The organism is Shigella sp. SIG3 (assembly GCF_053555855.1).
In genome coordinates this window covers 1-20,334 of the sequence record NZ_JBQZXE010000003.1, presented here as the reverse complement: position 1 = coordinate 20,334, position 20,334 = coordinate 1, and the positions used below count along the sequence as shown (strand labels likewise).

Genomic DNA, 20,334 nt, shown 5'->3' with positions numbered 1-20,334 from the left:
GTTTATGCTGCACACGTTACATCGTTCACCCTGGCTGACGGATTTTGCTGCGCTGCTGCGTCTGCTCAGTGAAGGAGACGAACTGCTATTATTGCAAGATGGCGTAACTGCCGCAGTTGACGGTAACCGCTACCTTGAAAGTCTGCGTAATGCCCCCATTAAGGTCTATGCCCTGAACGAAGACCTTATTGCCCGCGGTTTGACTGTTCAAATTTTGAACGACATCATTCCCATTGACTATACTGATTTCGTCAGACTTACGGTTAAGCACTCCAGCCAGATGGCCTGGTGATGGCGGGATCGTTGTATATTTCTTGACACCTTTTCGGCATCGCCCTAAAATTCGGCGTCCTCATATTGTGTGAGGACGTTTTATTACGTGTTTACGAAGCAAAAGCTAAAACCAGGAGCTATTTAATGGCAACAGTTAACCAGCTGGTACGCAAACCACGTGCTCGCAAAGTTGCGAAAAGCAACGTGCCTGCGCTGGAAGCATGCCCGCAAAAACGTGGCGTATGTACTCGTGTATATACTACCACTCCTAAAAAACCGAACTCCGCGCTGCGTAAAGTATGCCGTGTTCGTCTGACTAACGGTTTCGAAGTGACTTCCTACATCGGTGGTGAAGGTCACAACCTGCAGGAGCACTCCGTGATCCTGATCCGTGGCGGTCGTGTTAAAGACCTCCCGGGTGTTCGTTACCACACCGTACGTGGTGCGCTTGACTGCTCCGGCGTTAAAGACCGTAAGCAGGCTCGTTCCAAGTATGGCGTGAAGCGTCCTAAGGCTTAATGGTTCTCCGTTAAGTAAGGCCAAACGTTTTAACTTAAATGTCAAACTAAACTCGTAGAGTTTTGGACAATCCTGAATTAACAACGGAGTATTTCCATGCCACGTCGTCGCGTCATTGGTCAGCGTAAAATTCTGCCGGATCCGAAGTTCGGATCAGAACTGCTGGCTAAATTTGTAAATATCCTGATGGTAGATGGTAAAAAATCTACTGCTGAATCTATCGTATACAGCGCGCTGGAGACCCTGGCTCAGCGCTCTGGTAAATCTGAACTGGAAGCATTCGAAGTAGCTCTCGAAAACGTGCGCCCGACTGTAGAAGTTAAGTCTCGCCGCGTTGGTGGTTCTACTTATCAGGTACCAGTTGAAGTCCGTCCGGTTCGTCGTAATGCTCTGGCAATGCGTTGGATCGTTGAAGCTGCTCGTAAACGCGGTGATAAATCCATGGCTCTGCGCCTGGCGAACGAACTTTCTGATGCTGCAGAAAACAAAGGTACTGCAGTTAAGAAACGTGAAGACGTTCACCGTATGGCCGAAGCCAACAAGGCGTTCGCACACTACCGTTGGTAATCCCTTCGGAGTTTTAGTCACCAGGCGGGCGCTTCCAGTAAGCAGCCCGCTTTGGGCTACTTAAATTGAACGCCTAAAAGATAAACGAGGAAACAAATGGCTCGTACAACACCCATCGCACGCTACCGTAACATCGGTATCAGTGCGCACATCGACGCCGGTAAAACCACTACTACCGAACGTATTCTGTTCTACACCGGTGTAAACCATAAAATCGGTGAAGTTCATGACGGCGCTGCAACCATGGACTGGATGGAGCAGGAGCAGGAACGTGGTATTACCATCACTTCCGCTGCGACTACTGCATTCTGGTCTGGTATGGCTAAGCAGTATGAGCCGCATCGCATCAACATCATCGACACCCCGGGGCACGTTGACTTCACAATCGAAGTAGAACGTTCCATGCGTGTTCTCGATGGTGCGGTAATGGTTTACTGCGCAGTTGGTGGTGTTCAGCCGCAGTCTGAAACCGTATGGCGTCAGGCAAACAAATATAAAGTTCCGCGCATTGCGTTCGTTAACAAAATGGACCGCATGGGTGCGAACTTCCTGAAAGTTGTTAACCAGATCAAAACCCGTCTGGGCGCGAACCCGGTTCCGCTGCAGCTGGCGATTGGTGCTGAAGAACATTTCACCGGTGTTGTTGACCTGGTGAAAATGAAAGCTATCAACTGGAACGACGCTGACCAGGGCGTAACCTTCGAATACGAAGATATCCCGGCAGACATGGTTGAACTGGCTAACGAATGGCACCAGAACCTGATCGAATCCGCAGCTGAAGCTTCTGAAGAGCTGATGGAAAAATACCTGGGTGGTGAAGAACTGACTGAAGCAGAAATCAAAGGTGCTCTGCGTCAGCGCGTTCTGAACAACGAAATCATCCTGGTAACCTGTGGTTCTGCGTTCAAGAACAAAGGTGTTCAGGCGATGCTGGATGCGGTAATTGATTACCTGCCATCCCCGGTTGACGTACCTGCGATCAACGGTATCCTGGACGACGGTAAAGACACTCCGGCTGAACGTCACGCAAGTGATGACGAGCCGTTCTCTGCACTGGCGTTCAAAATCGCTACCGACCCGTTTGTTGGTAACCTGACCTTCTTCCGTGTTTACTCCGGTGTGGTTAACTCTGGTGATACCGTACTGAACTCCGTGAAAGCTGCACGTGAGCGTTTCGGTCGTATCGTTCAGATGCACGCTAACAAACGTGAAGAGATCAAAGAAGTTCGCGCGGGCGACATCGCTGCTGCTATCGGTCTGAAAGACGTAACCACTGGTGACACCCTGTGTGACCCGGATGCGCCGATCATTCTGGAACGTATGGAATTCCCTGAGCCGGTAATCTCCATCGCAGTTGAACCGAAAACCAAAGCTGACCAGGAAAAAATGGGTCTGGCTCTGGGCCGTCTGGCTAAAGAAGACCCGTCTTTCCGTGTATGGACTGACGAAGAATCTAACCAGACCATCATCGCGGGTATGGGCGAACTGCACCTCGACATCATCGTTGACCGTATGAAGCGTGAATTCAACGTTGAAGCGAACGTAGGTAAACCGCAGGTTGCTTACCGTGAAACTATCCGCCAGAAAGTTACCGATGTTGAAGGTAAACACGCGAAACAGTCTGGTGGTCGTGGTCAGTATGGTCATGTTGTTATCGACATGTACCCGCTGGAGCCGGGTTCAAACCCGAAAGGCTACGAGTTCATCAACGACATTAAAGGTGGTGTAATCCCTGGCGAATACATCCCGGCCGTTGATAAAGGTATCCAGGAACAGCTGAAAGCAGGTCCGCTGGCAGGCTACCCGGTAGTAGACATGGGTATTCGTCTGCACTTCGGTTCTTACCATGACGTTGACTCCTCTGAACTGGCGTTTAAACTGGCTGCTTCTATCGCCTTTAAAGAAGGCTTTAAGAAAGCGAAACCAGTTCTGCTTGAGCCGATCATGAAGGTTGAAGTAGAAACTCCGGAAGAGAACACCGGTGACGTTATCGGTGACTTGAGCCGTCGTCGTGGTATGCTCAAAGGTCAGGAATCTGAAGTTACTGGCGTTAAGATCCACGCTGAAGTACCGCTGTCTGAAATGTTCGGATACGCAACTCAGCTGCGTTCTCTGACCAAAGGTCGTGCATCATACACTATGGAATTCCTGAAGTATGATGAAGCGCCGAGTAACGTTGCTCAGGCCGTAATTGAAGCCCGTGGTAAATAAGCCTAAGGGTTAATACCAAAGTCCCGTGCTCTCTCCTGAAGGGGAGAGCACTATAGTAAGGAATATAGCCGTGTCTAAAGAAAAATTTGAACGTACAAAACCGCACGTTAACGTTGGTACTATCGGCCACGTTGACCACGGTAAAACTACTCTGACCGCTGCAATCACCACCGTACTGGCTAAAACCTACGGCGGTGCTGCTCGTGCATTCGACCAGATCGATAACGCGCCGGAAGAAAAAGCTCGTGGTATCACCATCAACACTTCTCACGTTGAATATGACACCCCGACCCGTCACTACGCACACGTAGACTGCCCGGGGCACGCCGACTATGTTAAAAACATGATCACCGGTGCTGCTCAGATGGACGGCGCGATCCTGGTAGTTGCTGCGACTGACGGCCCGATGCCGCAGACTCGTGAGCACATCCTGCTGGGTCGTCAGGTAGGCGTTCCGTACATCATCGTGTTCCTGAACAAATGCGACATGGTTGATGACGAAGAGCTGCTGGAACTGGTTGAAATGGAAGTTCGTGAACTTCTGTCTCAGTACGACTTCCCGGGCGACGACACTCCGATCGTTCGTGGTTCTGCTCTGAAAGCGCTGGAAGGCGACGCAGAGTGGGAAGCGAAAATCCTGGAACTGGCTGGCTTCCTGGATTCTTATATTCCGGAACCAGAGCGTGCGATTGACAAGCCGTTCCTGCTGCCGATCGAAGACGTATTCTCCATCTCCGGTCGTGGTACCGTTGTTACCGGTCGTGTAGAACGCGGTATCATCAAAGTTGGTGAAGAAGTTGAAATCGTTGGTATCAAAGAGACTCAGAAGTCTACCTGTACTGGCGTTGAAATGTTCCGCAAACTGCTGGACGAAGGCCGTGCTGGTGAGAACGTAGGTATTCTGCTGCGTGGTATCAAACGTGAAGAAATCGAACGTGGTCAGGTACTGGCTAAGCCGGGCACCATCAAGCCGCACACCAAGTTCGAATCTGAAGTGTACATTCTGTCCAAAGATGAAGGCGGCCGTCATACTCCGTTCTTCAAAGGCTACCGTCCGCAGTTCTACTTCCGTACTACTGACGTGACTGGTACCATCGAACTGCCGGAAGGCGTAGAGATGGTAATGCCGGGCGACAACATCAAAATGGTTGTTACCCTAATCCACCCGATCGCGATGGACGACGGTCTGCGTTTCGCAATCCGTGAAGGCGGCCGTACCGTTGGCGCGGGCGTTGTTGCTAAAGTTCTGGGCTAATTACACGTTAATTAGTTTTGAATTGAAAAGGGCGCTTCGGCGCCCTTTTTGCTGCCCGTAATTTGAGCTCGAAATATTTAGTCGTAATTTTGCTCGCTGAACTATGGCGCAAATAAAACTGTGCTATTGTAATCATAACCATTCTCATTTACACTTTGTGCAGAATTTGAACGGGAGCAATCATGTACGTTTGTTTGTGTAATGGTGTAAGTGACAAAAAAATTCGCCAGGCAGTCCGTCAGTTTCATCCGCAATCTTTCCAACAATTGCGTAAGTTTATTCCTGTGGGAAATCAATGCGGTAAGTGCATTCGCGCCGCGCGCGAAGTGATGCAGGACGAGTTGATGCAGATGCCAGAATTTAAAGAGATTGCCTGAAGCCCACGCTTATTTTTTGACATCCCGCTAGCCCCATCTACGCTCTAATAGTGGAAGCGGAGGGACTATAAAATGAAAGGTGATGTTAAAATCATAAATTATCTCAATAAACTATTGGGAAATGAGCTTGTCGCAATCAATCAGTATTTTCTCCATGCCCGGATGTTTAAAAACTGGGGCCTGATGCGTCTCAATGACGTCGAATACCATGAATCCATCGATGAGATGAAACACGCTGATAAATATATCGAGCGTATTTTGTTTTTAGAAGGAATCCCCAACTTACAGGATTTAGGCAAACTGGGGATTGGTGAAGATGTCGAGGAGATGCTGCAATCTGACCTGCGATTAGAACTGGAAGGCGCGAAGGATCTGCGTGAGGCTATCGCATATGCCGACAGCGTTCATGACTATGTTAGCCGCGATATGATGATCGAGATCCTTGCTGATGAAGAAGGTCATATCGACTGGCTCGAAACTGAACTGGATCTCATCGGTAAAATCGGCCTACAAAATTACCTGCAATCACAAATTAAAGTTAAAGATTAACGGCCTATCAGCAAACTATCCCAGCCTATAACGAAACCCGCAGCCGCCAGAAATGGCCCAAAAGGCAGCGGGTTTTTTAATGATTCTTTTCCTCTCATGAGCAGACCAATAACTACGGCTCCGCAAGCGAATGAGGCAGCAAGGAAAACCAGTCGTGGTAAGAAGGCCCATGAATGCCAGGCGCCAAGGGCGGCGAGAAACTTCACATCACCATAGCCTAATCCTTCTTTATGTCGCAGTATGCGATACCCCCAGTAAATGACAGCGAATGTGCCGTAACCAACAATTGCCCCCCATAACGCATCGGCTAAACCATCAGGATGACAAACTTGATAGAACAAAAGACCTGACCAGAGTAACGGGCACGTAAATCTGTCAGGTAACAAGCCATGCTTTGCATCCCAGAAAAAAAGTAGGGCTGATAAACAAGCGTACAAAATTAGAAAGGGAAGGGTAGTGTCCATAAAACATCCTCTGTAATTGGAGTATCACCATCGAATAACTCCGGATGCTCAGCAACAGAGAGAGCGCTGATTTGTTAACCTGATTCCGGTGAAAAACGCTATCTTCACAACCTTACAAATTTCGTGGAATGCAGCTCGCAATCTGCGCGTTGCGATTAATTTCTACCCGATGCTTGCGTCAGGCTCAGATTTGCGTATAATGCGCGGGCTTGTCGTAGTTGACAGCAGGTTCAATCTGAACCTCAGTTAGCCGAATTTGGCTACCTAACAATGCTCCCAATCGGGGAGCTACGTAAGAACGGTTACACTCTCCCATCAATCGTAATGGGTCTGAGGAGTAATCATTTTCGTTTATAAAATAATTGGAGCTCTGGTCTCATGCAGAACCAAAGAATCCGTATCCGCCTGAAAGCGTTTGATCATCGTCTGATCGATCAAGCAACCGCGGAAATCGTCGAGACTGCCAAGCGCACTGGTGCGCAGGTCCGTGGTCCGATCCCGCTGCCGACACGCAAAGAGCGCTTCACTGTTCTGATCTCCCCGCACGTCAACAAAGACGCGCGCGATCAGTACGAAATCCGTACTCACTTGCGTCTGGTTGACATCGTTGAGCCAACCGAGAAAACCGTTGATGCTCTGATGCGTCTGGATCTGGCTGCCGGTGTAGACGTGCAGATCAGCCTGGGTTAATCAGGTCATTGAGCGATTGAGAGGTTGAAACAATGATTGGTTTAGTCGGTAAAAAAGTGGGTATGACCCGTATCTTCACAGAAGACGGCGTTTCTATCCCAGTAACCGTAATCGAAGTTGAAGCAAACCGCGTTACTCAGGTTAAAGACCTGGCTAACGATGGCTACCGTGCTATTCAGGTGACCACCGGTGCTAAAAAAGCTAACCGTGTGACCAAGCCTGAAGCTGGCCACTTCGCTAAAGCTGGCGTAGAAGCTGGCCGTGGTCTGTGGGAATTCCGCCTGGCTGAAGGCGAAGAGTTCACTGTAGGTCAGAGCATTAGCGTTGAACTGTTTGCTGACGTTAAAAAAGTTGACGTAACTGGCACCTCTAAAGGTAAAGGTTTCGCAGGTACCGTTAAGCGCTGGAACTTCCGTACCCAGGACGCTACTCACGGTAACTCCTTGTCTCACCGCGTTCCGGGTTCTATCGGTCAGAACCAGACTCCGGGCAAAGTGTTCAAAGGCAAGAAAATGGCAGGTCAGATGGGTAACGAACGTGTAACCGTTCAGAGCCTTGACGTAGTACGCGTTGACGCTGAGCGCAACCTGCTGCTGGTTAAAGGTGCTGTCCCGGGTGCAACCGGTAGCGACCTGATCGTTAAACCAGCTGTGAAGGCGTAAGGAGATAGCAATGGAATTAGTATTGAAAGACGCGCAGAGCGCGCTGACTGTTTCCGAAACTACCTTCGGTCGTGATTTCAACGAAGCGCTGGTTCACCAGGTTGTTGTTGCTTATGCAGCTGGTGCTCGTCAGGGTACTCGTGCTCAGAAGACTCGTGCTGAAGTAACTGGTTCCGGTAAAAAACCGTGGCGCCAGAAAGGCACCGGCCGTGCGCGTTCTGGTTCTATCAAGAGCCCGATCTGGCGTTCTGGTGGCGTGACCTTTGCTGCTCGTCCGCAGGACCACAGTCAAAAAGTTAACAAGAAGATGTACCGCGGCGCGCTGAAAAGCATCCTGTCCGAACTGGTACGTCAGGATCGTCTGATCGTTGTCGAGAAGTTCTCTGTAGAAGCGCCGAAAACTAAGCTGCTGGCACAGAAACTGAAAGACATGGCTCTGGAAGATGTGCTGATCATCACCGGTGAGCTGGACGAAAACCTGTTCCTGGCTGCGCGCAACCTGCACAAGGTTGACGTACGCGATGCAACTGGTATCGACCCGGTTAGCCTGATCGCCTTCGACAAAGTCGTAATGACTGCTGATGCTGTTAAGCAAGTTGAGGAGATGCTGGCATGATTCGTGAAGAACGTCTGCTGAAGGTGCTGCGTGCACCGCACGTTTCTGAAAAAGCGTCTACTGCGATGGAAAAATCCAACACCATCGTACTCAAAGTTGCTAAAGACGCGACCAAAGCAGAAATCAAAGCTGCTGTGCAGAAACTGTTTGAAGTCGAAGTCGAAGTCGTTAACACCCTGGTAGTTAAAGGGAAAGTTAAACGTCACGGACAGCGTATCGGTCGTCGTAGCGACTGGAAAAAAGCTTACGTCACCCTGAAAGAAGGCCAGAATCTGGACTTCGTTGGCGGCGCTGAGTAAGTCGGAGGAGTAATACAATGGCAGTTGTTAAATGTAAACCGACATCTCCGGGTCGTCGCCACGTAGTTAAAGTGGTTAACCCTGAGCTGCACAAGGGCAAACCTTTTGCTCCGTTGCTGGAAAAAAACAGCAAATCCGGTGGTCGTAACAACAATGGCCGTATCACCACTCGTCATATCGGTGGTGGCCACAAGCAGGCTTACCGTATTGTTGACTTCAAACGCAACAAAGACGGTATCCCGGCAGTTGTTGAACGTCTTGAGTACGATCCGAACCGTTCCGCGAACATCGCGCTGGTTCTGTACAAAGACGGTGAACGCCGTTACATCCTGGCCCCTAAAGGCCTGAAAGCTGGCGACCAGATTCAGTCTGGCGTTGATGCTGCAATCAAACCAGGTAACACCCTGCCGATGCGCAACATCCCGGTTGGTTCTACTGTTCATAACGTAGAAATGAAACCAGGTAAAGGCGGTCAGCTGGCACGTTCCGCTGGTACTTACGTTCAGATCGTTGCTCGTGATGGTGCTTATGTCACCCTGCGTCTGCGTTCTGGTGAAATGCGTAAAGTAGAAGCAGACTGCCGTGCAACTCTGGGCGAAGTTGGCAATGCTGAGCATATGCTGCGCGTTCTGGGTAAAGCAGGTGCTGCACGCTGGCGTGGTGTTCGTCCGACCGTTCGCGGTACTGCGATGAACCCGGTAGACCACCCACATGGTGGTGGTGAAGGTCGTAACTTTGGTAAGCACCCGGTAACTCCGTGGGGCGTTCAGACCAAAGGTAAGAAGACCCGCAGCAACAAGCGTACTGATAAATTCATCGTACGTCGCCGTAGCAAATAATTTTAGAGGATAAGCCATGCCACGTTCTCTCAAGAAAGGTCCTTTTATTGACCTGCACTTGCTGAAGAAGGTAGAGAAAGCGGTGGAAAGCGGAGACAAGAAGCCCCTGCGCACTTGGTCCCGTCGTTCAACGATCTTTCCTAACATGATCGGTTTGACCATCGCTGTCCATAATGGTCGTCAGCACGTTCCGGTATTTGTAACCGACGAAATGGTCGGTCACAAACTGGGTGAATTCGCACCGACTCGTACTTATCGCGGCCACGCTGCTGATAAAAAAGCGAAGAAGAAATAAGGTAGGAGGAAGAGATGGAAACTATTGCTAAACATCGCCATGCTCGTTCTTCTGCTCAGAAGGTTCGCCTTGTTGCTGACCTGATTCGCGGTAAGAAAGTGTCGCAGGCTCTGGATATTTTGACCTACACCAACAAGAAAGCGGCTGTACAGGTCAAGAAAGTTCTGGAATCTGCCATTGCTAACGCTGAACACAACGATGGCGCTGACATTGACGATCTGAAAGTTACGAAAATTTTCGTAGACGAAGGCCCGAGCATGAAGCGCATTATGCCGCGTGCAAAAGGTCGTGCAGATCGTATCCTGAAGCGCACCAGCCACATCACTGTGGTTGTGTCCGATCGCTGAGACTCTGGAGACTAGCAATGGGTCAGAAAGTACATCCTAATGGTATTCGCCTGGGTATTGTAAAACCATGGAACTCTACCTGGTTTGCGAACACCAAAGAATTCGCTGACAACCTGGACAGCGATTTTAAAGTACGTCAGTACCTGACTAAGGAACTGGCTAAAGCGTCCGTATCTCGTATCGTTATCGAGCGTCCGGCTAAGAGCATCCGTGTAACCATTCACACTGCTCGCCCGGGTATCGTTATCGGTAAGAAAGGTGAAGACGTAGAAAAACTGCGTAAGGTCGTAGCGGACATCGCTGGCGTTCCTGCACAGATCAACATCGCCGAAGTTCGTAAGCCTGAACTGGACGCAAAACTGGTTGCTGACAGCATCACTTCTCAGCTGGAACGTCGCGTTATGTTCCGTCGTGCTATGAAGCGTGCTGTACAGAACGCAATGCGTCTGGGCGCTAAAGGTATTAAAGTTGAAGTTAGCGGCCGTCTGGGCGGCGCGGAAATCGCACGTACCGAATGGTACCGCGAAGGTCGCGTACCGCTGCACACTCTGCGTGCTGACATCGACTACAACACCTCTGAAGCGCACACCACTTACGGTGTAATCGGCGTTAAAGTGTGGATCTTCAAAGGCGAGATCCTGGGTGGTATGGCTGCTGTTGAACAACCGGAAAAACCGGCTGCTCAGCCTAAAAAGCAGCAGCGTAAAGGCCGTAAATAAGGAGCGTCGCTGATGTTACAACCAAAGCGTACAAAATTCCGTAAAATGCACAAAGGCCGTAACCGCGGTCTGGCGCAGGGTACGGATGTTAGCTTCGGCAGCTTCGGTCTGAAAGCTGTTGGCCGTGGTCGTCTGACTGCCCGTCAGATCGAAGCAGCACGTCGTGCTATGACCCGTGCAGTTAAGCGTCAAGGTAAGATCTGGATCCGTGTGTTCCCGGACAAACCGATCACTGAAAAGCCGCTGGCAGTGCGTATGGGTAAAGGTAAAGGTAACGTGGAGTATTGGGTTGCCTTGATTCAGCCGGGTAAAGTCCTGTATGAAATGGACGGTGTTCCGGAAGAGCTGGCCCGTGAAGCATTCAAGCTGGCAGCAGCGAAACTGCCGATTAAAACCACCTTTGTAACTAAGACGGTGATGTAATGAAAGCAAAAGAGCTGCGTGAGAAGAGCATTGAAGAGCTGAACACCGAGCTGCTGAACCTGCTGCGTGAGCAGTTCAACCTGCGTATGCAGGCTGCAAGTGGCCAGCTGCAACAGTCTCACCTGTTGAAGCAAGTGCGTCGCGATGTCGCACGCGTTAAGACTTTACTGAACGAGAAGGCGGGTGCGTAATGACCGATAAAATCCGTACTCTGCAAGGTCGCGTTGTTAGCGACAAAATGGAGAAATCCATTGTTGTTGCTATCGAACGTTTTGTGAAACACCCGATCTACGGTAAATTCATCAAGCGTACGACCAAACTGCACGTACATGACGAGAACAACGAATGCGGTATCGGTGACGTGGTTGAAATCCGCGAATGCCGTCCGCTGTCCAAGACTAAATCCTGGACGCTGGTTCGCGTTGTAGAGAAAGCGGTTCTGTAATACAGTACACTCTCTCGATATGAATAAACGGCTCAGAAATGAGCCGTTTATTTTTTCTACCCATATCCTTGAAGCGGTGTTATAATGCCGCGCCCTCGATATGGGGATTTTTAACGACCTGATTTTCGGGTCTCAGTAGTAGTTGACATTAGCGGAGCACTAAAATGATCCAAGAACAGACTATGCTGAACGTCGCCGACAACTCCGGTGCACGTCGCGTAATGTGTATCAAGGTTCTGGGTGGCTCGCACCGTCGCTACGCAGGCGTAGGCGACATCATCAAGATCACCATCAAAGAAGCAATTCCGCGTGGTAAGGTCAAAAAAGGTGATGTGCTGAAGGCGGTAGTGGTGCGCACCAAGAAGGGTGTTCGTCGCCCGGACGGTTCTGTCATTCGCTTCGATGGTAATGCTTGTGTTCTTCTGAACAACAACAGCGAGCAGCCTATCGGTACGCGTATTTTTGGGCCGGTAACTCGTGAGCTTCGTAGTGAGAAGTTCATGAAAATTATCTCTCTGGCACCAGAAGTACTCTAAGGAGCGAATCATGGCAGCGAAAATCCGTCGTGATGACGAAGTTATCGTGTTAACCGGTAAAGATAAAGGTAAACGCGGTAAAGTTAAGAATGTCCTGTCTTCCGGCAAGGTCATTGTTGAAGGTATCAACCTGGTTAAGAAACATCAGAAGCCGGTTCCGGCCCTGAACCAACCGGGTGGCATCGTTGAAAAAGAAGCCGCTATTCAGGTTTCCAACGTAGCAATCTTCAATGCGGCAACCGGCAAGGCTGACCGTGTAGGCTTTAGATTCGAAGACGGCAAAAAAGTCCGTTTCTTCAAGTCTAACAGCGAAACTATCAAGTAATTTGGAGTAGTACGATGGCGAAACTGCATGATTACTACAAAGACGAAGTAGTTAAAAAACTCATGACTGAGTTTAACTACAATTCTGTCATGCAAGTCCCTCGGGTCGAGAAGATCACCCTGAACATGGGTGTTGGTGAAGCGATCGCTGACAAAAAACTGCTGGATAACGCAGCAGCAGACCTGGCAGCAATCTCCGGTCAAAAACCGCTGATCACCAAAGCACGCAAATCTGTTGCAGGCTTCAAAATCCGTCAGGGCTATCCGATCGGCTGTAAAGTAACTCTGCGTGGCGAACGCATGTGGGAGTTCTTTGAGCGCCTGATCACTATTGCTGTACCTCGTATCCGTGACTTCCGTGGCCTGTCCGCTAAGTCTTTCGACGGTCGTGGTAACTACAGCATGGGTGTCCGTGAGCAGATCATCTTCCCAGAAATCGACTACGATAAAGTCGACCGCGTTCGTGGTTTGGATATTACCATTACCACTACTGCGAAATCTGACGAAGAAGGCCGCGCTCTGCTGGCTGCCTTTGACTTCCCGTTCCGCAAGTAAGGTAGGGTTACTAAATGGCTAAGCAATCAATGAAAGCACGCGAAGTAAAACGCGTAGCTTTAGCTGATAAATACTTCGCGAAACGCGCTGAACTGAAAGCGATCATCTCTGATGTGAACGCTTCCGACGAAGATCGTTGGAACGCTGTTCTCAAGCTGCAGACTCTGCCGCGTGATTCCAGCCCGTCTCGTCAGCGTAACCGCTGCCGTCAAACAGGTCGTCCGCATGGTTTCCTGCGGAAGTTCGGGTTGAGCCGTATTAAGGTCCGTGAAGCCGCTATGCGCGGTGAAATCCCGGGTCTGAAAAAGGCTAGCTGGTAATTGTCACCAATTGAATCACGGGAGTAAAGACAGATGAGCATGCAAGATCCGATCGCGGATATGCTGACCCGTATCCGTAACGGTCAGGCCGCGAACAAAGCTGCGGTCACCATGCCTTCCTCCAAGCTGAAAGTGGCAATCGCCAACGTGCTGAAGGAAGAAGGTTTTATTGAAGATTTTAAAGTTGAAGGCGACACCAAGCCTGAACTGGAACTTACTCTGAAGTATTTCCAGGGCAAAGCTGTTGTAGAAAGCATTCAGCGTGTCAGCCGCCCAGGTCTGCGCATCTATAAACGTAAAGATGAGCTGCCGAAAGTTATGGCGGGTCTGGGTATCGCAGTTGTTTCTACCTCTAAAGGTGTTATGACTGATCGTGCAGCGCGCCAGGCTGGTCTTGGTGGCGAAATTATCTGCTACGTAGCCTAATCGGAGGAAAAAATGTCTCGTGTTGCTAAAGCACCGGTCGTTGTTCCTGCCGGCGTTGACGTAAAAATCAACGGTCAGGTTATTACGATCAAAGGTAAAAACGGCGAGCTGACCCGTACTCTCAACGATGCTGTTGAAGTTAAACATGCAGATAATACCCTGACCTTCGGTCCGCGTGATGGTTACGCAGACGGTTGGGCACAGGCTGGTACCGCGCGTGCCCTGCTGAACTCAATGGTTATCGGTGTTACCGAAGGCTTCACTAAGAAGCTGCAGCTGGTTGGTGTAGGTTACCGTGCAGCGGTTAAAGGCAATGTGATTAACCTGTCTCTGGGTTTCTCTCATCCTGTTGACCATCAGCTGCCTGCGGGTATCACTGCTGAATGTCCGACTCAGACTGAAATCGTGCTGAAAGGCGCTGATAAGCAGGTGATCGGCCAGGTTGCAGCGGATCTGCGCGCCTACCGTCGTCCTGAGCCTTACAAAGGCAAGGGTGTTCGTTACGCCGACGAAGTCGTGCGTACCAAAGAGGCTAAGAAGAAGTAAGGTAACACTATGGATAAGAAATCTGCTCGTATCCGTCGTGCGACCCGCGCACGCCGCAAGCTCCAGGAGCTGGGCGCAACTCGCCTGGTGGTACATCGTACCCCGCGTCACATTTACGCACAGGTAATTGCACCGAACGGTTCTGAAGTTCTGGTAGCTGCTTCTACTGTAGAAAAAGCTATCGCTGAACAACTGAAGTACACCGGTAACAAAGACGCGGCTGCAGCTGTGGGTAAAGCTGTCGCTGAACGCGCTCTGGAAAAAGGCATCAAAGATGTATCCTTTGACCGTTCCGGGTTCCAATATCATGGTCGTGTCCAGGCACTGGCAGATGCTGCCCGTGAAGCTGGCCTTCAGTTCTAAGGTAGAGGTGTAAGATGGCTCACATCGAAAAACAAGCTGGCGAACTGCAGGAAAAGCTGATCGCGGTAAACCGCGTATCTAAAACCGTTAAAGGTGGTCGTATTTTCTCCTTCACAGCTCTGACTGTAGTTGGCGATGGTAACGGTCGCGTTGGTTTTGGTTACGGTAAAGCGCGTGAAGTTCCAGCAGCGATCCAGAAAGCGATGGAAAAAGCCCGTCGCAATATGATTAACGTCGCGCTGAATAACGGCACTCTACAACACCCTGTTAAAGGTGTTCACACGGGTTCTCGCGTATTCATGCAGCCGGCTTCCGAAGGTACCGGTATCATCGCCGGTGGTGCAATGCGCGCCGTTCTGGAAGTCGCTGGGGTTCATAACGTTCTGGCTAAAGCATATGGTTCCACCAACCCGATCAACGTGGTTCGTGCAACTATTGATGGCCTGGAAAATATGAATTCTCCAGAAATGGTCGCTGCCAAGCGTGGTAAATCCGTTGAAGAAATTCTGGGGAAATAAACCATGGCAAAGACTATTAAAATTACTCAAACCCGCAGTGCAATCGGTCGTCTGCCGAAACACAAGGCAACGCTGCTTGGCTTGGGTCTGCGTCGTATTGGTCACACCGTAGAGCGCGAGGATACTCCTGCTATTCGCGGTATGATCAACGCGGTTTCCTTCATGGTTAAAGTTGAGGAGTAAGAGATGCGTTTAAATACTCTGTCTCCGGCCGAAGGCTCCAAAAAGGCGGGTAAACGCCTGGGGCGTGGTATCGGTTCTGGCCTCGGTAAAACCGGTGGTCGTGGTCACAAAGGTCAGAAGTCTCGTTCTGGCGGTGGCGTACGTCGCGGTTTCGAGGGTGGTCAGATGCCTCTGTACCGTCGTCTGCCGAAATTCGGCTTCACTTCTCGTAAAGCAGCGATTACAGCCGAAGTTCGTCTATCTGACCTGGCTAAAGTAGAAGGCGGTGTTGTAGACCTGAACACGCTGAAAGCGGCTAACATTATCGGTATCCAGATCGAGTTCGCGAAAGTGATCCTGGCTGGCGAAGTAACGACTCCGGTAACTGTTCGTGGCCTGCGTGTTACTAAAGGCGCTCGTGCTGCTATCGAAGCTGCTGGCGGTAAAATCGAGGAATAAGTAGCAGATGGCTAAACAACCGGGATTAGATTTTCAAAGTGCCAAAGGTGGCTTAGGCGAGCTGAAACGCAGACTGCTGTTTGTTATCGGTGCGCTGATTGTGTTCCGTATTGGCTCTTTTATTCCGATCCCTGGTATTGATGCCGCTGTACTTGCCAAACTGCTTGAGCAACAGCGAGGCACCATCATTGAGATGTTTAACATGTTCTCTGGTGGTGCTCTCAGCCGTGCTTCTATCTTTGCTCTGGGGATCATGCCGTATATTTCGGCGTCGATCATTATCCAGCTGCTGACGGTGGTTCACCCAACGTTGGCAGAAATTAAGAAAGAAGGGGAGTCTGGTCGTCGTAAGATCAGCCAGTACACCCGTTACGGTACTCTGGTGCTGGCAATATTCCAGTCGATCGGTATTGCTACCGGTCTGCCGAATATGCCTGGTATGCAAGGCCTGGTGATTAACCCGGGCTTTGCATTCTACTTCACCGCTGTTGTAAGTCTGGTCACAGGAACGATGTTCCTGATGTGGTTGGGCGAACAGATCACTGAACGAGGTATCGGCAACGGTATTTCAATCATTATCTTCGCCGGTATTGTCGCGGGACTCCCGCCAGCCATTGCCCATACTATCGAGCAAGCGCGTCAAGGTGACCTGCACTTCCTCGTGTTGCTGTTGGTTGCAGTATTAGTATTTGCAGTGACGTTCTTTGTTGTGTTTGTTGAGCGTGGTCAACGCCGCATTGTGGTAAACTACGCGAAACGTCAGCAAGGTCGTCGTGTCTATGCTGCACAGAGCACACATTTACCGCTGAAAGTGAATATGGCGGGGGTAATCCCGGCAATCTTCGCTTCCAGTATTATTCTGTTCCCGGCGACCATCGCGTCATGGTTCGGGGGCGGTACTGGTTGGAACTGGCTGACAACAATTTCGCTGTATTTGCAGCCTGGGCAACCGCTTTATGTGTTACTCTATGCGTCTGCAATCATCTTCTTCTGTTTCTTCTACACGGCGTTGGTTTTCAACCCGCGTGAAACAGCAGATAACCTGAAGAAGTCCGGTGCATTTGTACCAGGAATTCGTCCGGGAGAGCAAACGGCGAAGTATATCGATAAAGTAATGACCCGCCTGACCTTGGTTGGTGCGCTGTATATTACCTTTATCTGCCTGATCCCGGAGTTCATGCGTGATGCAATGAAAGTACCGTTCTACTTCGGTGGGACCTCACTGCTTATCGTTGTTGTCGTGATTATGGACTTTATGGCTCAAGTGCAAACTCTGATGATGTCCAGTCAGTATGAGTCTGCATTGAAGAAGGCGAACCTGAAAGGCTACGGCCGATAATTGGTCGCCCGAGAAGTTACGGAGAGTAAAAATGAAAGTTCGTGCTTCCGTCAAGAAATTATGCCGTAACTGCAAAATCGTTAAGCGTGATGGTGTCATCCGTGTGATTTGCAGTGCCGAGCCGAAGCATAAACAGCGCCAAGGCTGATTTTTTCGCATATTTTTCTTGCAAAGTTGGGTTGAGCTGGCTAGATTAGCCAGCCAATCTTTTGTATGTCTGTGCGTTTCCATTTGAGTATCCTGAAAACGGGCTTTTCAGCATGGAACGTACATATTAAATAGTAGGAGTGCATAGTGGCCCGTATAGCAGGCATTAACATTCCTGATCATAAGCATGCCGTAATCGCATTAACTTCGATTTATGGCGTCGGCAAGACCCGTTCTAAAGCCATCCTGGCTGCAGCGGGTATCGCTGAAGATGTTAAGATCAGTGAGCTGTCTGAAGGACAAATCGACACGCTGCGTGACGAAGTTGCCAAATTTGTCGTTGAAGGTGATCTGCGCCGTGAAATCAGCATGAGCATCAAGCGCCTGATGGATCTTGGTTGCTATCGCGGTTTGCGTCATCGTCGTGGTCTCCCGGTTCGCGGTCAGCGTACCAAGACCAACGCACGTACCCGTAAGGGTCCGCGCAAACCGATCAAGAAATAATCGGGGTGATTGAATAATGGCAAAGGCACCAATTCGTGCACGTAAACGTGTAAGAAAACAAGTCTCTGACGGCGTGGCTCATATCCATGCTTCTTTCAACAACACCATCGTGACTATCACTGATCGTCAGGGTAACGCGTTGGGTTGGGCAACAGCCGGTGGTTCCGGTTTCCGTGGTTCTCGCAAATCCACTCCGTTTGCAGCTCAGGTTGCAGCAGAGCGTTGCGCTGACGCCGTGAAAGAATACGGCATCAAGAATCTGGAAGTTATGGTTAAAGGTCCGGGTCCAGGCCGCGAATCTACTATTCGTGCTCTGAACGCCGCAGGTTTCCGCATCACTAACATTACTGATGTGACTCCGATCCCTCATAACGGTTGTCGTCCGCCGAAAAAACGTCGCGTATAACGCCTCGTTTTCCAGGTTTGTTGGAGAAAGAAAATGGCAAGATATTTGGGTCCTAAGCTCAAGCTGAGCCGTCGTGAGGGCACCGACTTATTCCTTAAGTCTGGCGTTCGCGCGATCGATACCAAGTGTAAAATTGAACAAGCTCCTGGCCAGCACGGTGCGCGTAAACCGCGTCTGTCTGACTATGGTGTGCAGTTGCGTGAAAAGCAAAAAGTTCGCCGTATCTATGGTGTGCTGGAGCGTCAGTTCCGTAACTACTACAAAGAAGCAGCACGTCTGAAAGGCAACACCGGTGAAAACCTGTTGGCTCTGCTGGAAGGTCGTCTGGACAACGTTGTATACCGTATGGGCTTCGGTGCCACTCGTGCAGAAGCACGTCAGCTGGTTAGCCATAAAGCAATTATGGTAAACGGTCGTGTTGTTAACATCGCTTCTTATCAGGTTAGTCCGAATGACGTTGTAAGCATTCGTGAGAAAGCGAAGAAGCAGTCTCGCGTGAAAGCCGCTCTGGAGCTGGCTGAGCAGCGTGAAAAGCCAACTTGGCTGGAAGTTGATGCTGGCAAGATGGAAGGTACGTTTAAGCGTAAGCCGGAGCGTTCTGATCTGTCTGCGGACATTAACGAACACCTGATCGTCGAGCTTTACTCCAAGTAAAGCTTAGTACCAAAGAGAGGACACAATGCAGGGTTCTGTGACAGAGTTTCTAAAACCGCGCCTGGTTGATATCGAGCAAGTGAGTTCGACGCACGCCAAGGTGACCCTTGAGCCTTTAGAGCGTGGCTTTGGCCATACTCTGGGTAACGCACTGCGCCGTATTCTGCTCTCATCGATGCCGGGTTGCGCGGTGACCGAGGTTGAGATTGATGGTGTACTACATGAGTACAGCACCAAAGAAGGCGTTCAGGAAGATATCCTGGAAATCCTGCTCAACCTGAAAGGGCTGGCGGTGAGAGTTCAGGGCAAAGATGAAGTTATTCTTACCTTGAATAAATCTGGCATTGGCCCTGTGACTGCAGCCGATATCACCCACGACGGTGATGTCGAAATCGTCAAGCCGCAGCACGTGATCTGCCACCTGACCGATGAGAACGCGTCTATTAGCATGCGTATCAAAGTTCAGCGCGGTCGTGGTTATGTGCCGGCTTCTACCCGAATTCATTCGGAAGAAGATGAGCGCCCAATCGGCCGTCTGCTGGTCGACGCATGCTACAGCCCTGTGGAGCGTATTGCCTACAATGTTGAAGCAGCGCGTGTAGAACAGCGTACCGACCTGGACAAGCTGGTCATCGAAATGGAAACCAACGGCACAATCGATCCTGAAGAGGCGATTCGTCGTGCGGCAACCATTCTGGCTGAACAACTGGAAGCTTTCGTTGACTTACGTGATGTACGTCAGCCTGAAGTGAAAGAAGAGAAACCAGAGTTCGATCCGATCCTGCTGCGCCCTGTTGACGATCTGGAATTGACTGTCCGCTCTGCTAACTGCCTTAAAGCAGAAGCTATCCACTATATCGGTGATCTGGTACAGCGTACCGAGGTTGAGCTCCTTAAAACGCCTAACCTTGGTAAAAAATCTCTTACTGAGATTAAAGACGTGCTGGCTTCCCGTGGACTGTCTCTGGGCATGCGCTTGGAAAACTGGCCACCGGCAAGCATCGCTGACGAGTAACCGGATCACAGGTTAAGGTTTTACTGAGAAGGATAAGGTCATGCGCCATCGTAAGAGTGGTCGTCAACTGAACCGCAACAGCAGCCATCGCCAGGCTATGTTCCGCAATATGGCAGGTTCACTGGTTCGTCATGAAATCATCAAGACGACTCTGCCTAAAGCGAAAGAGCTGCGCCGCGTAGTTGAGCCGCTGATTACTCTTGCCAAGACTGATAGCGTTGCTAATCGTCGTCTGGCATTCGCCCGTACTCGTGATAACGAGATCGTGGCAAAACTGTTTAACGAACTGGGCCCGCGTTTCGCGAGCCGTGCCGGTGGTTACACTCGTATTCTGAAGTGTGGCTTCCGTGCAGGCGACAACGCGCCGATGGCTTACATCGAGCTGGTTGATCGTTCAGAGAAAGCAGAAGCTGCTGCAGAGTAATCTGAAGCAACGTAAAAAAACCCGCCCCGGCGGGTTTTTTTATACCCGTAGTATCCCCACTTATCTACAATAGCTGTACTCTTTTT

General features: G+C 50.3%; 36 protein-coding genes. 35 read left to right on the top strand and 1 reads right to left on the bottom strand.

Going from position 1 to position 20,334, the window contains the following annotated elements; translation table 11 throughout:
- Positions 1–4: 4 nt before the first annotated feature.
- The 7 genes from tusB (at position 5) to bfr (ending at position 5,751) form a co-directional block, all read left to right on the top strand.
- A complete protein-coding gene (tusB, locus tag ACUU1I_RS01385) occupies positions 5–292 on the top strand; it encodes a sulfurtransferase complex subunit TusB (protein ID WP_000903383.1) in 288 nt (95 codons plus the stop codon).
- 125 nt (positions 293–417) lie between these two features.
- Positions 418–792: a 30S ribosomal protein S12 gene (gene rpsL / locus ACUU1I_RS01380; protein WP_000246815.1), complete on the top strand. Its 375-nt coding sequence runs from the start codon at positions 418–420 to the stop codon at positions 790–792.
- Positions 793–888: 96 nt separating this feature from the next.
- On the top strand, positions 889–1,359 hold the full coding sequence (gene rpsG / locus ACUU1I_RS01375; protein WP_001138043.1) for a 30S ribosomal protein S7: 471 nt from the start codon (positions 889–891) through the stop codon (positions 1,357–1,359).
- A gap of 96 nt (positions 1,360–1,455) precedes the next feature.
- Positions 1,456–3,570: an elongation factor G gene (gene fusA / locus ACUU1I_RS01370; RefSeq protein WP_000124700.1), complete on the top strand. Its 2,115-nt coding sequence runs from the start codon at positions 1,456–1,458 to the stop codon at positions 3,568–3,570.
- A 70-nt stretch (positions 3,571–3,640) separates the two neighbouring features.
- A complete protein-coding gene (gene tuf, locus ACUU1I_RS01365; RefSeq protein WP_000031771.1) occupies positions 3,641–4,825 on the top strand; it encodes an elongation factor Tu in 1,185 nt (394 codons plus the stop codon).
- A gap of 182 nt (positions 4,826–5,007) precedes the next feature.
- Positions 5,008–5,202, top strand: coding sequence for a bacterioferritin-associated ferredoxin (gene bfd / locus ACUU1I_RS01360; protein ID WP_000289090.1), 195 nt, complete (start codon positions 5,008–5,010; stop codon positions 5,200–5,202).
- A gap of 72 nt (positions 5,203–5,274) precedes the next feature.
- A complete protein-coding gene (gene bfr, locus ACUU1I_RS01355; RefSeq protein WP_000675515.1) occupies positions 5,275–5,751 on the top strand; it encodes a bacterioferritin in 477 nt (158 codons plus the stop codon).
- On the opposite strand, the gene ACUU1I_RS01350 is transcribed toward bfr, so the two are convergent.
- The gene (locus tag ACUU1I_RS01350; RefSeq protein ID WP_000381748.1) at positions 5,748–6,215 is read right to left on the bottom strand and encodes a prepilin peptidase; all 468 of its coding nucleotides are present in this window, start codon (positions 6,213–6,215) and stop codon (positions 5,748–5,750) included. The two genes, bfr and ACUU1I_RS01350, sit on opposite strands and share 4 nt — an antisense overlap.
- A gap of 378 nt (positions 6,216–6,593) precedes the next feature.
- Here ACUU1I_RS01350 and rpsJ point away from each other — a divergent pair, with 378 nt between their 5' ends.
- The 28 genes from rpsJ (at position 6,594) to rplQ (ending at position 20,248) form a co-directional block, all read left to right on the top strand.
- Positions 6,594–6,905, top strand: coding sequence for a 30S ribosomal protein S10 (rpsJ, locus tag ACUU1I_RS01345; RefSeq protein WP_001181004.1), 312 nt, complete (start codon positions 6,594–6,596; stop codon positions 6,903–6,905).
- A 32-nt stretch (positions 6,906–6,937) separates the two neighbouring features.
- Positions 6,938–7,567: a 50S ribosomal protein L3 gene (rplC, locus tag ACUU1I_RS01340; protein ID WP_000579833.1), complete on the top strand. Its 630-nt coding sequence runs from the start codon at positions 6,938–6,940 to the stop codon at positions 7,565–7,567.
- Positions 7,568–7,577: 10 nt separating this feature from the next.
- Entirely contained in the window at positions 7,578–8,183 is a 606-nt protein-coding gene (gene rplD / locus ACUU1I_RS01335) for a 50S ribosomal protein L4 (protein WP_000424395.1), read from the top strand.
- Positions 8,180–8,482 carry a 50S ribosomal protein L23 gene (gene rplW / locus ACUU1I_RS01330; RefSeq protein WP_000617544.1) on the top strand — a complete coding sequence of 101 codons (303 nt, stop codon included), beginning with the start codon at positions 8,180–8,182 and terminating at the stop codon, positions 8,480–8,482. The genes rplD and rplW overlap by 4 nt, the downstream gene beginning before the upstream one ends.
- 17 nt (positions 8,483–8,499) lie before the next feature.
- Positions 8,500–9,321 carry a 50S ribosomal protein L2 gene (rplB, locus tag ACUU1I_RS01325; RefSeq protein WP_000301864.1) on the top strand — a complete coding sequence of 274 codons (822 nt, stop codon included), beginning with the start codon at positions 8,500–8,502 and terminating at the stop codon, positions 9,319–9,321.
- Positions 9,322–9,337: 16 nt separating this feature from the next.
- Positions 9,338–9,616: a 30S ribosomal protein S19 gene (gene rpsS, locus ACUU1I_RS01320; RefSeq protein ID WP_001138117.1), complete on the top strand. Its 279-nt coding sequence runs from the start codon at positions 9,338–9,340 to the stop codon at positions 9,614–9,616.
- A 14-nt stretch (positions 9,617–9,630) separates the two neighbouring features.
- Positions 9,631–9,963, top strand: coding sequence for a 50S ribosomal protein L22 (gene rplV / locus ACUU1I_RS01315; RefSeq protein ID WP_000447531.1), 333 nt, complete (start codon positions 9,631–9,633; stop codon positions 9,961–9,963).
- Positions 9,964–9,980: 17 nt separating this feature from the next.
- On the top strand, positions 9,981–10,682 hold the full coding sequence (gene rpsC / locus ACUU1I_RS01310; protein WP_000529945.1) for a 30S ribosomal protein S3: 702 nt from the start codon (positions 9,981–9,983) through the stop codon (positions 10,680–10,682).
- A 12-nt stretch (positions 10,683–10,694) separates the two neighbouring features.
- Positions 10,695–11,105: a 50S ribosomal protein L16 gene (gene rplP, locus ACUU1I_RS01305; protein WP_000941212.1), complete on the top strand. Its 411-nt coding sequence runs from the start codon at positions 10,695–10,697 to the stop codon at positions 11,103–11,105.
- Positions 11,105–11,296, top strand: a complete 192-nt coding sequence (gene rpmC, locus ACUU1I_RS01300) for a 50S ribosomal protein L29 (protein WP_000644739.1) — start codon at positions 11,105–11,107, stop codon at positions 11,294–11,296. Before rplP ends, rpmC begins: the two co-directional genes overlap by 1 nt.
- Positions 11,296–11,550 (top strand): 30S ribosomal protein S17, encoded by a 255-nt coding sequence (rpsQ, locus tag ACUU1I_RS01295; RefSeq protein WP_000130100.1) that lies wholly within the window; start codon positions 11,296–11,298, stop codon positions 11,548–11,550. Before rpmC ends, rpsQ begins: the two co-directional genes overlap by 1 nt.
- Positions 11,551–11,714: 164 nt before the next feature.
- Complete coding sequence (rplN, locus tag ACUU1I_RS01290; RefSeq protein WP_000613955.1) at positions 11,715–12,086, top strand: 50S ribosomal protein L14; 372 nt, start codon at positions 11,715–11,717, stop codon at positions 12,084–12,086.
- 10 nt (positions 12,087–12,096) lie between these two features.
- Positions 12,097–12,411: a 50S ribosomal protein L24 gene (gene rplX / locus ACUU1I_RS01285; protein WP_000729185.1), complete on the top strand. Its 315-nt coding sequence runs from the start codon at positions 12,097–12,099 to the stop codon at positions 12,409–12,411.
- 14 nt (positions 12,412–12,425) lie between these two features.
- Complete coding sequence (rplE, locus tag ACUU1I_RS01280) at positions 12,426–12,965, top strand: 50S ribosomal protein L5 (protein ID WP_001096200.1); 540 nt, start codon at positions 12,426–12,428, stop codon at positions 12,963–12,965.
- A gap of 14 nt (positions 12,966–12,979) precedes the next feature.
- The gene (rpsN, locus tag ACUU1I_RS01275; RefSeq protein WP_001118930.1) at positions 12,980–13,285 is read left to right on the top strand and encodes a 30S ribosomal protein S14; all 306 of its coding nucleotides are present in this window, start codon (positions 12,980–12,982) and stop codon (positions 13,283–13,285) included.
- 33 nt (positions 13,286–13,318) lie between these two features.
- Positions 13,319–13,711 carry a 30S ribosomal protein S8 gene (gene rpsH / locus ACUU1I_RS01270; RefSeq protein WP_000062611.1) on the top strand — a complete coding sequence of 131 codons (393 nt, stop codon included), beginning with the start codon at positions 13,319–13,321 and terminating at the stop codon, positions 13,709–13,711.
- A gap of 12 nt (positions 13,712–13,723) precedes the next feature.
- Entirely contained in the window at positions 13,724–14,257 is a 534-nt protein-coding gene (gene rplF / locus ACUU1I_RS01265; protein WP_000091945.1) for a 50S ribosomal protein L6, read from the top strand.
- Positions 14,258–14,266: 9 nt separating this feature from the next.
- Positions 14,267–14,620: a 50S ribosomal protein L18 gene (gene rplR, locus ACUU1I_RS01260; protein WP_000358960.1), complete on the top strand. Its 354-nt coding sequence runs from the start codon at positions 14,267–14,269 to the stop codon at positions 14,618–14,620.
- 14 nt (positions 14,621–14,634) lie between these two features.
- Positions 14,635–15,138, top strand: a complete 504-nt coding sequence (gene rpsE, locus ACUU1I_RS01255; protein WP_000940121.1) for a 30S ribosomal protein S5 — start codon at positions 14,635–14,637, stop codon at positions 15,136–15,138.
- 3 nt (positions 15,139–15,141) lie between these two features.
- Positions 15,142–15,321 (top strand): 50S ribosomal protein L30, encoded by a 180-nt coding sequence (gene rpmD, locus ACUU1I_RS01250; RefSeq protein WP_001140433.1) that lies wholly within the window; start codon positions 15,142–15,144, stop codon positions 15,319–15,321.
- Between the two features lie 3 nt (positions 15,322–15,324).
- Positions 15,325–15,759, top strand: coding sequence for a 50S ribosomal protein L15 (rplO, locus tag ACUU1I_RS01245; RefSeq protein WP_001238917.1), 435 nt, complete (start codon positions 15,325–15,327; stop codon positions 15,757–15,759).
- A 7-nt stretch (positions 15,760–15,766) separates the two neighbouring features.
- Positions 15,767–17,098, top strand: coding sequence for a preprotein translocase subunit SecY (secY, locus tag ACUU1I_RS01240; protein WP_001118861.1), 1,332 nt, complete (start codon positions 15,767–15,769; stop codon positions 17,096–17,098).
- Positions 17,099–17,129: 31 nt separating this feature from the next.
- Positions 17,130–17,246, top strand: a complete 117-nt coding sequence (gene rpmJ, locus ACUU1I_RS01235) for a 50S ribosomal protein L36 (protein WP_000868187.1) — start codon at positions 17,130–17,132, stop codon at positions 17,244–17,246.
- Positions 17,247–17,392: 146 nt separating this feature from the next.
- Complete coding sequence (gene rpsM, locus ACUU1I_RS01230; RefSeq protein ID WP_000090775.1) at positions 17,393–17,749, top strand: 30S ribosomal protein S13; 357 nt, start codon at positions 17,393–17,395, stop codon at positions 17,747–17,749.
- Between the two features lie 16 nt (positions 17,750–17,765).
- Complete coding sequence (gene rpsK, locus ACUU1I_RS01225; RefSeq protein ID WP_001029684.1) at positions 17,766–18,155, top strand: 30S ribosomal protein S11; 390 nt, start codon at positions 17,766–17,768, stop codon at positions 18,153–18,155.
- A 33-nt stretch (positions 18,156–18,188) separates the two neighbouring features.
- The gene (gene rpsD / locus ACUU1I_RS01220) at positions 18,189–18,809 is read left to right on the top strand and encodes a 30S ribosomal protein S4 (protein ID WP_000135224.1); all 621 of its coding nucleotides are present in this window, start codon (positions 18,189–18,191) and stop codon (positions 18,807–18,809) included.
- A 25-nt stretch (positions 18,810–18,834) separates the two neighbouring features.
- Positions 18,835–19,824, top strand: coding sequence for a DNA-directed RNA polymerase subunit alpha (locus ACUU1I_RS01215; protein ID WP_001162094.1), 990 nt, complete (start codon positions 18,835–18,837; stop codon positions 19,822–19,824).
- Between the two features lie 40 nt (positions 19,825–19,864).
- Positions 19,865–20,248 carry a 50S ribosomal protein L17 gene (rplQ, locus tag ACUU1I_RS01210; RefSeq protein ID WP_001216368.1) on the top strand — a complete coding sequence of 128 codons (384 nt, stop codon included), beginning with the start codon at positions 19,865–19,867 and terminating at the stop codon, positions 20,246–20,248.
- Positions 20,249–20,334: the final 86 nt, after the last annotated feature.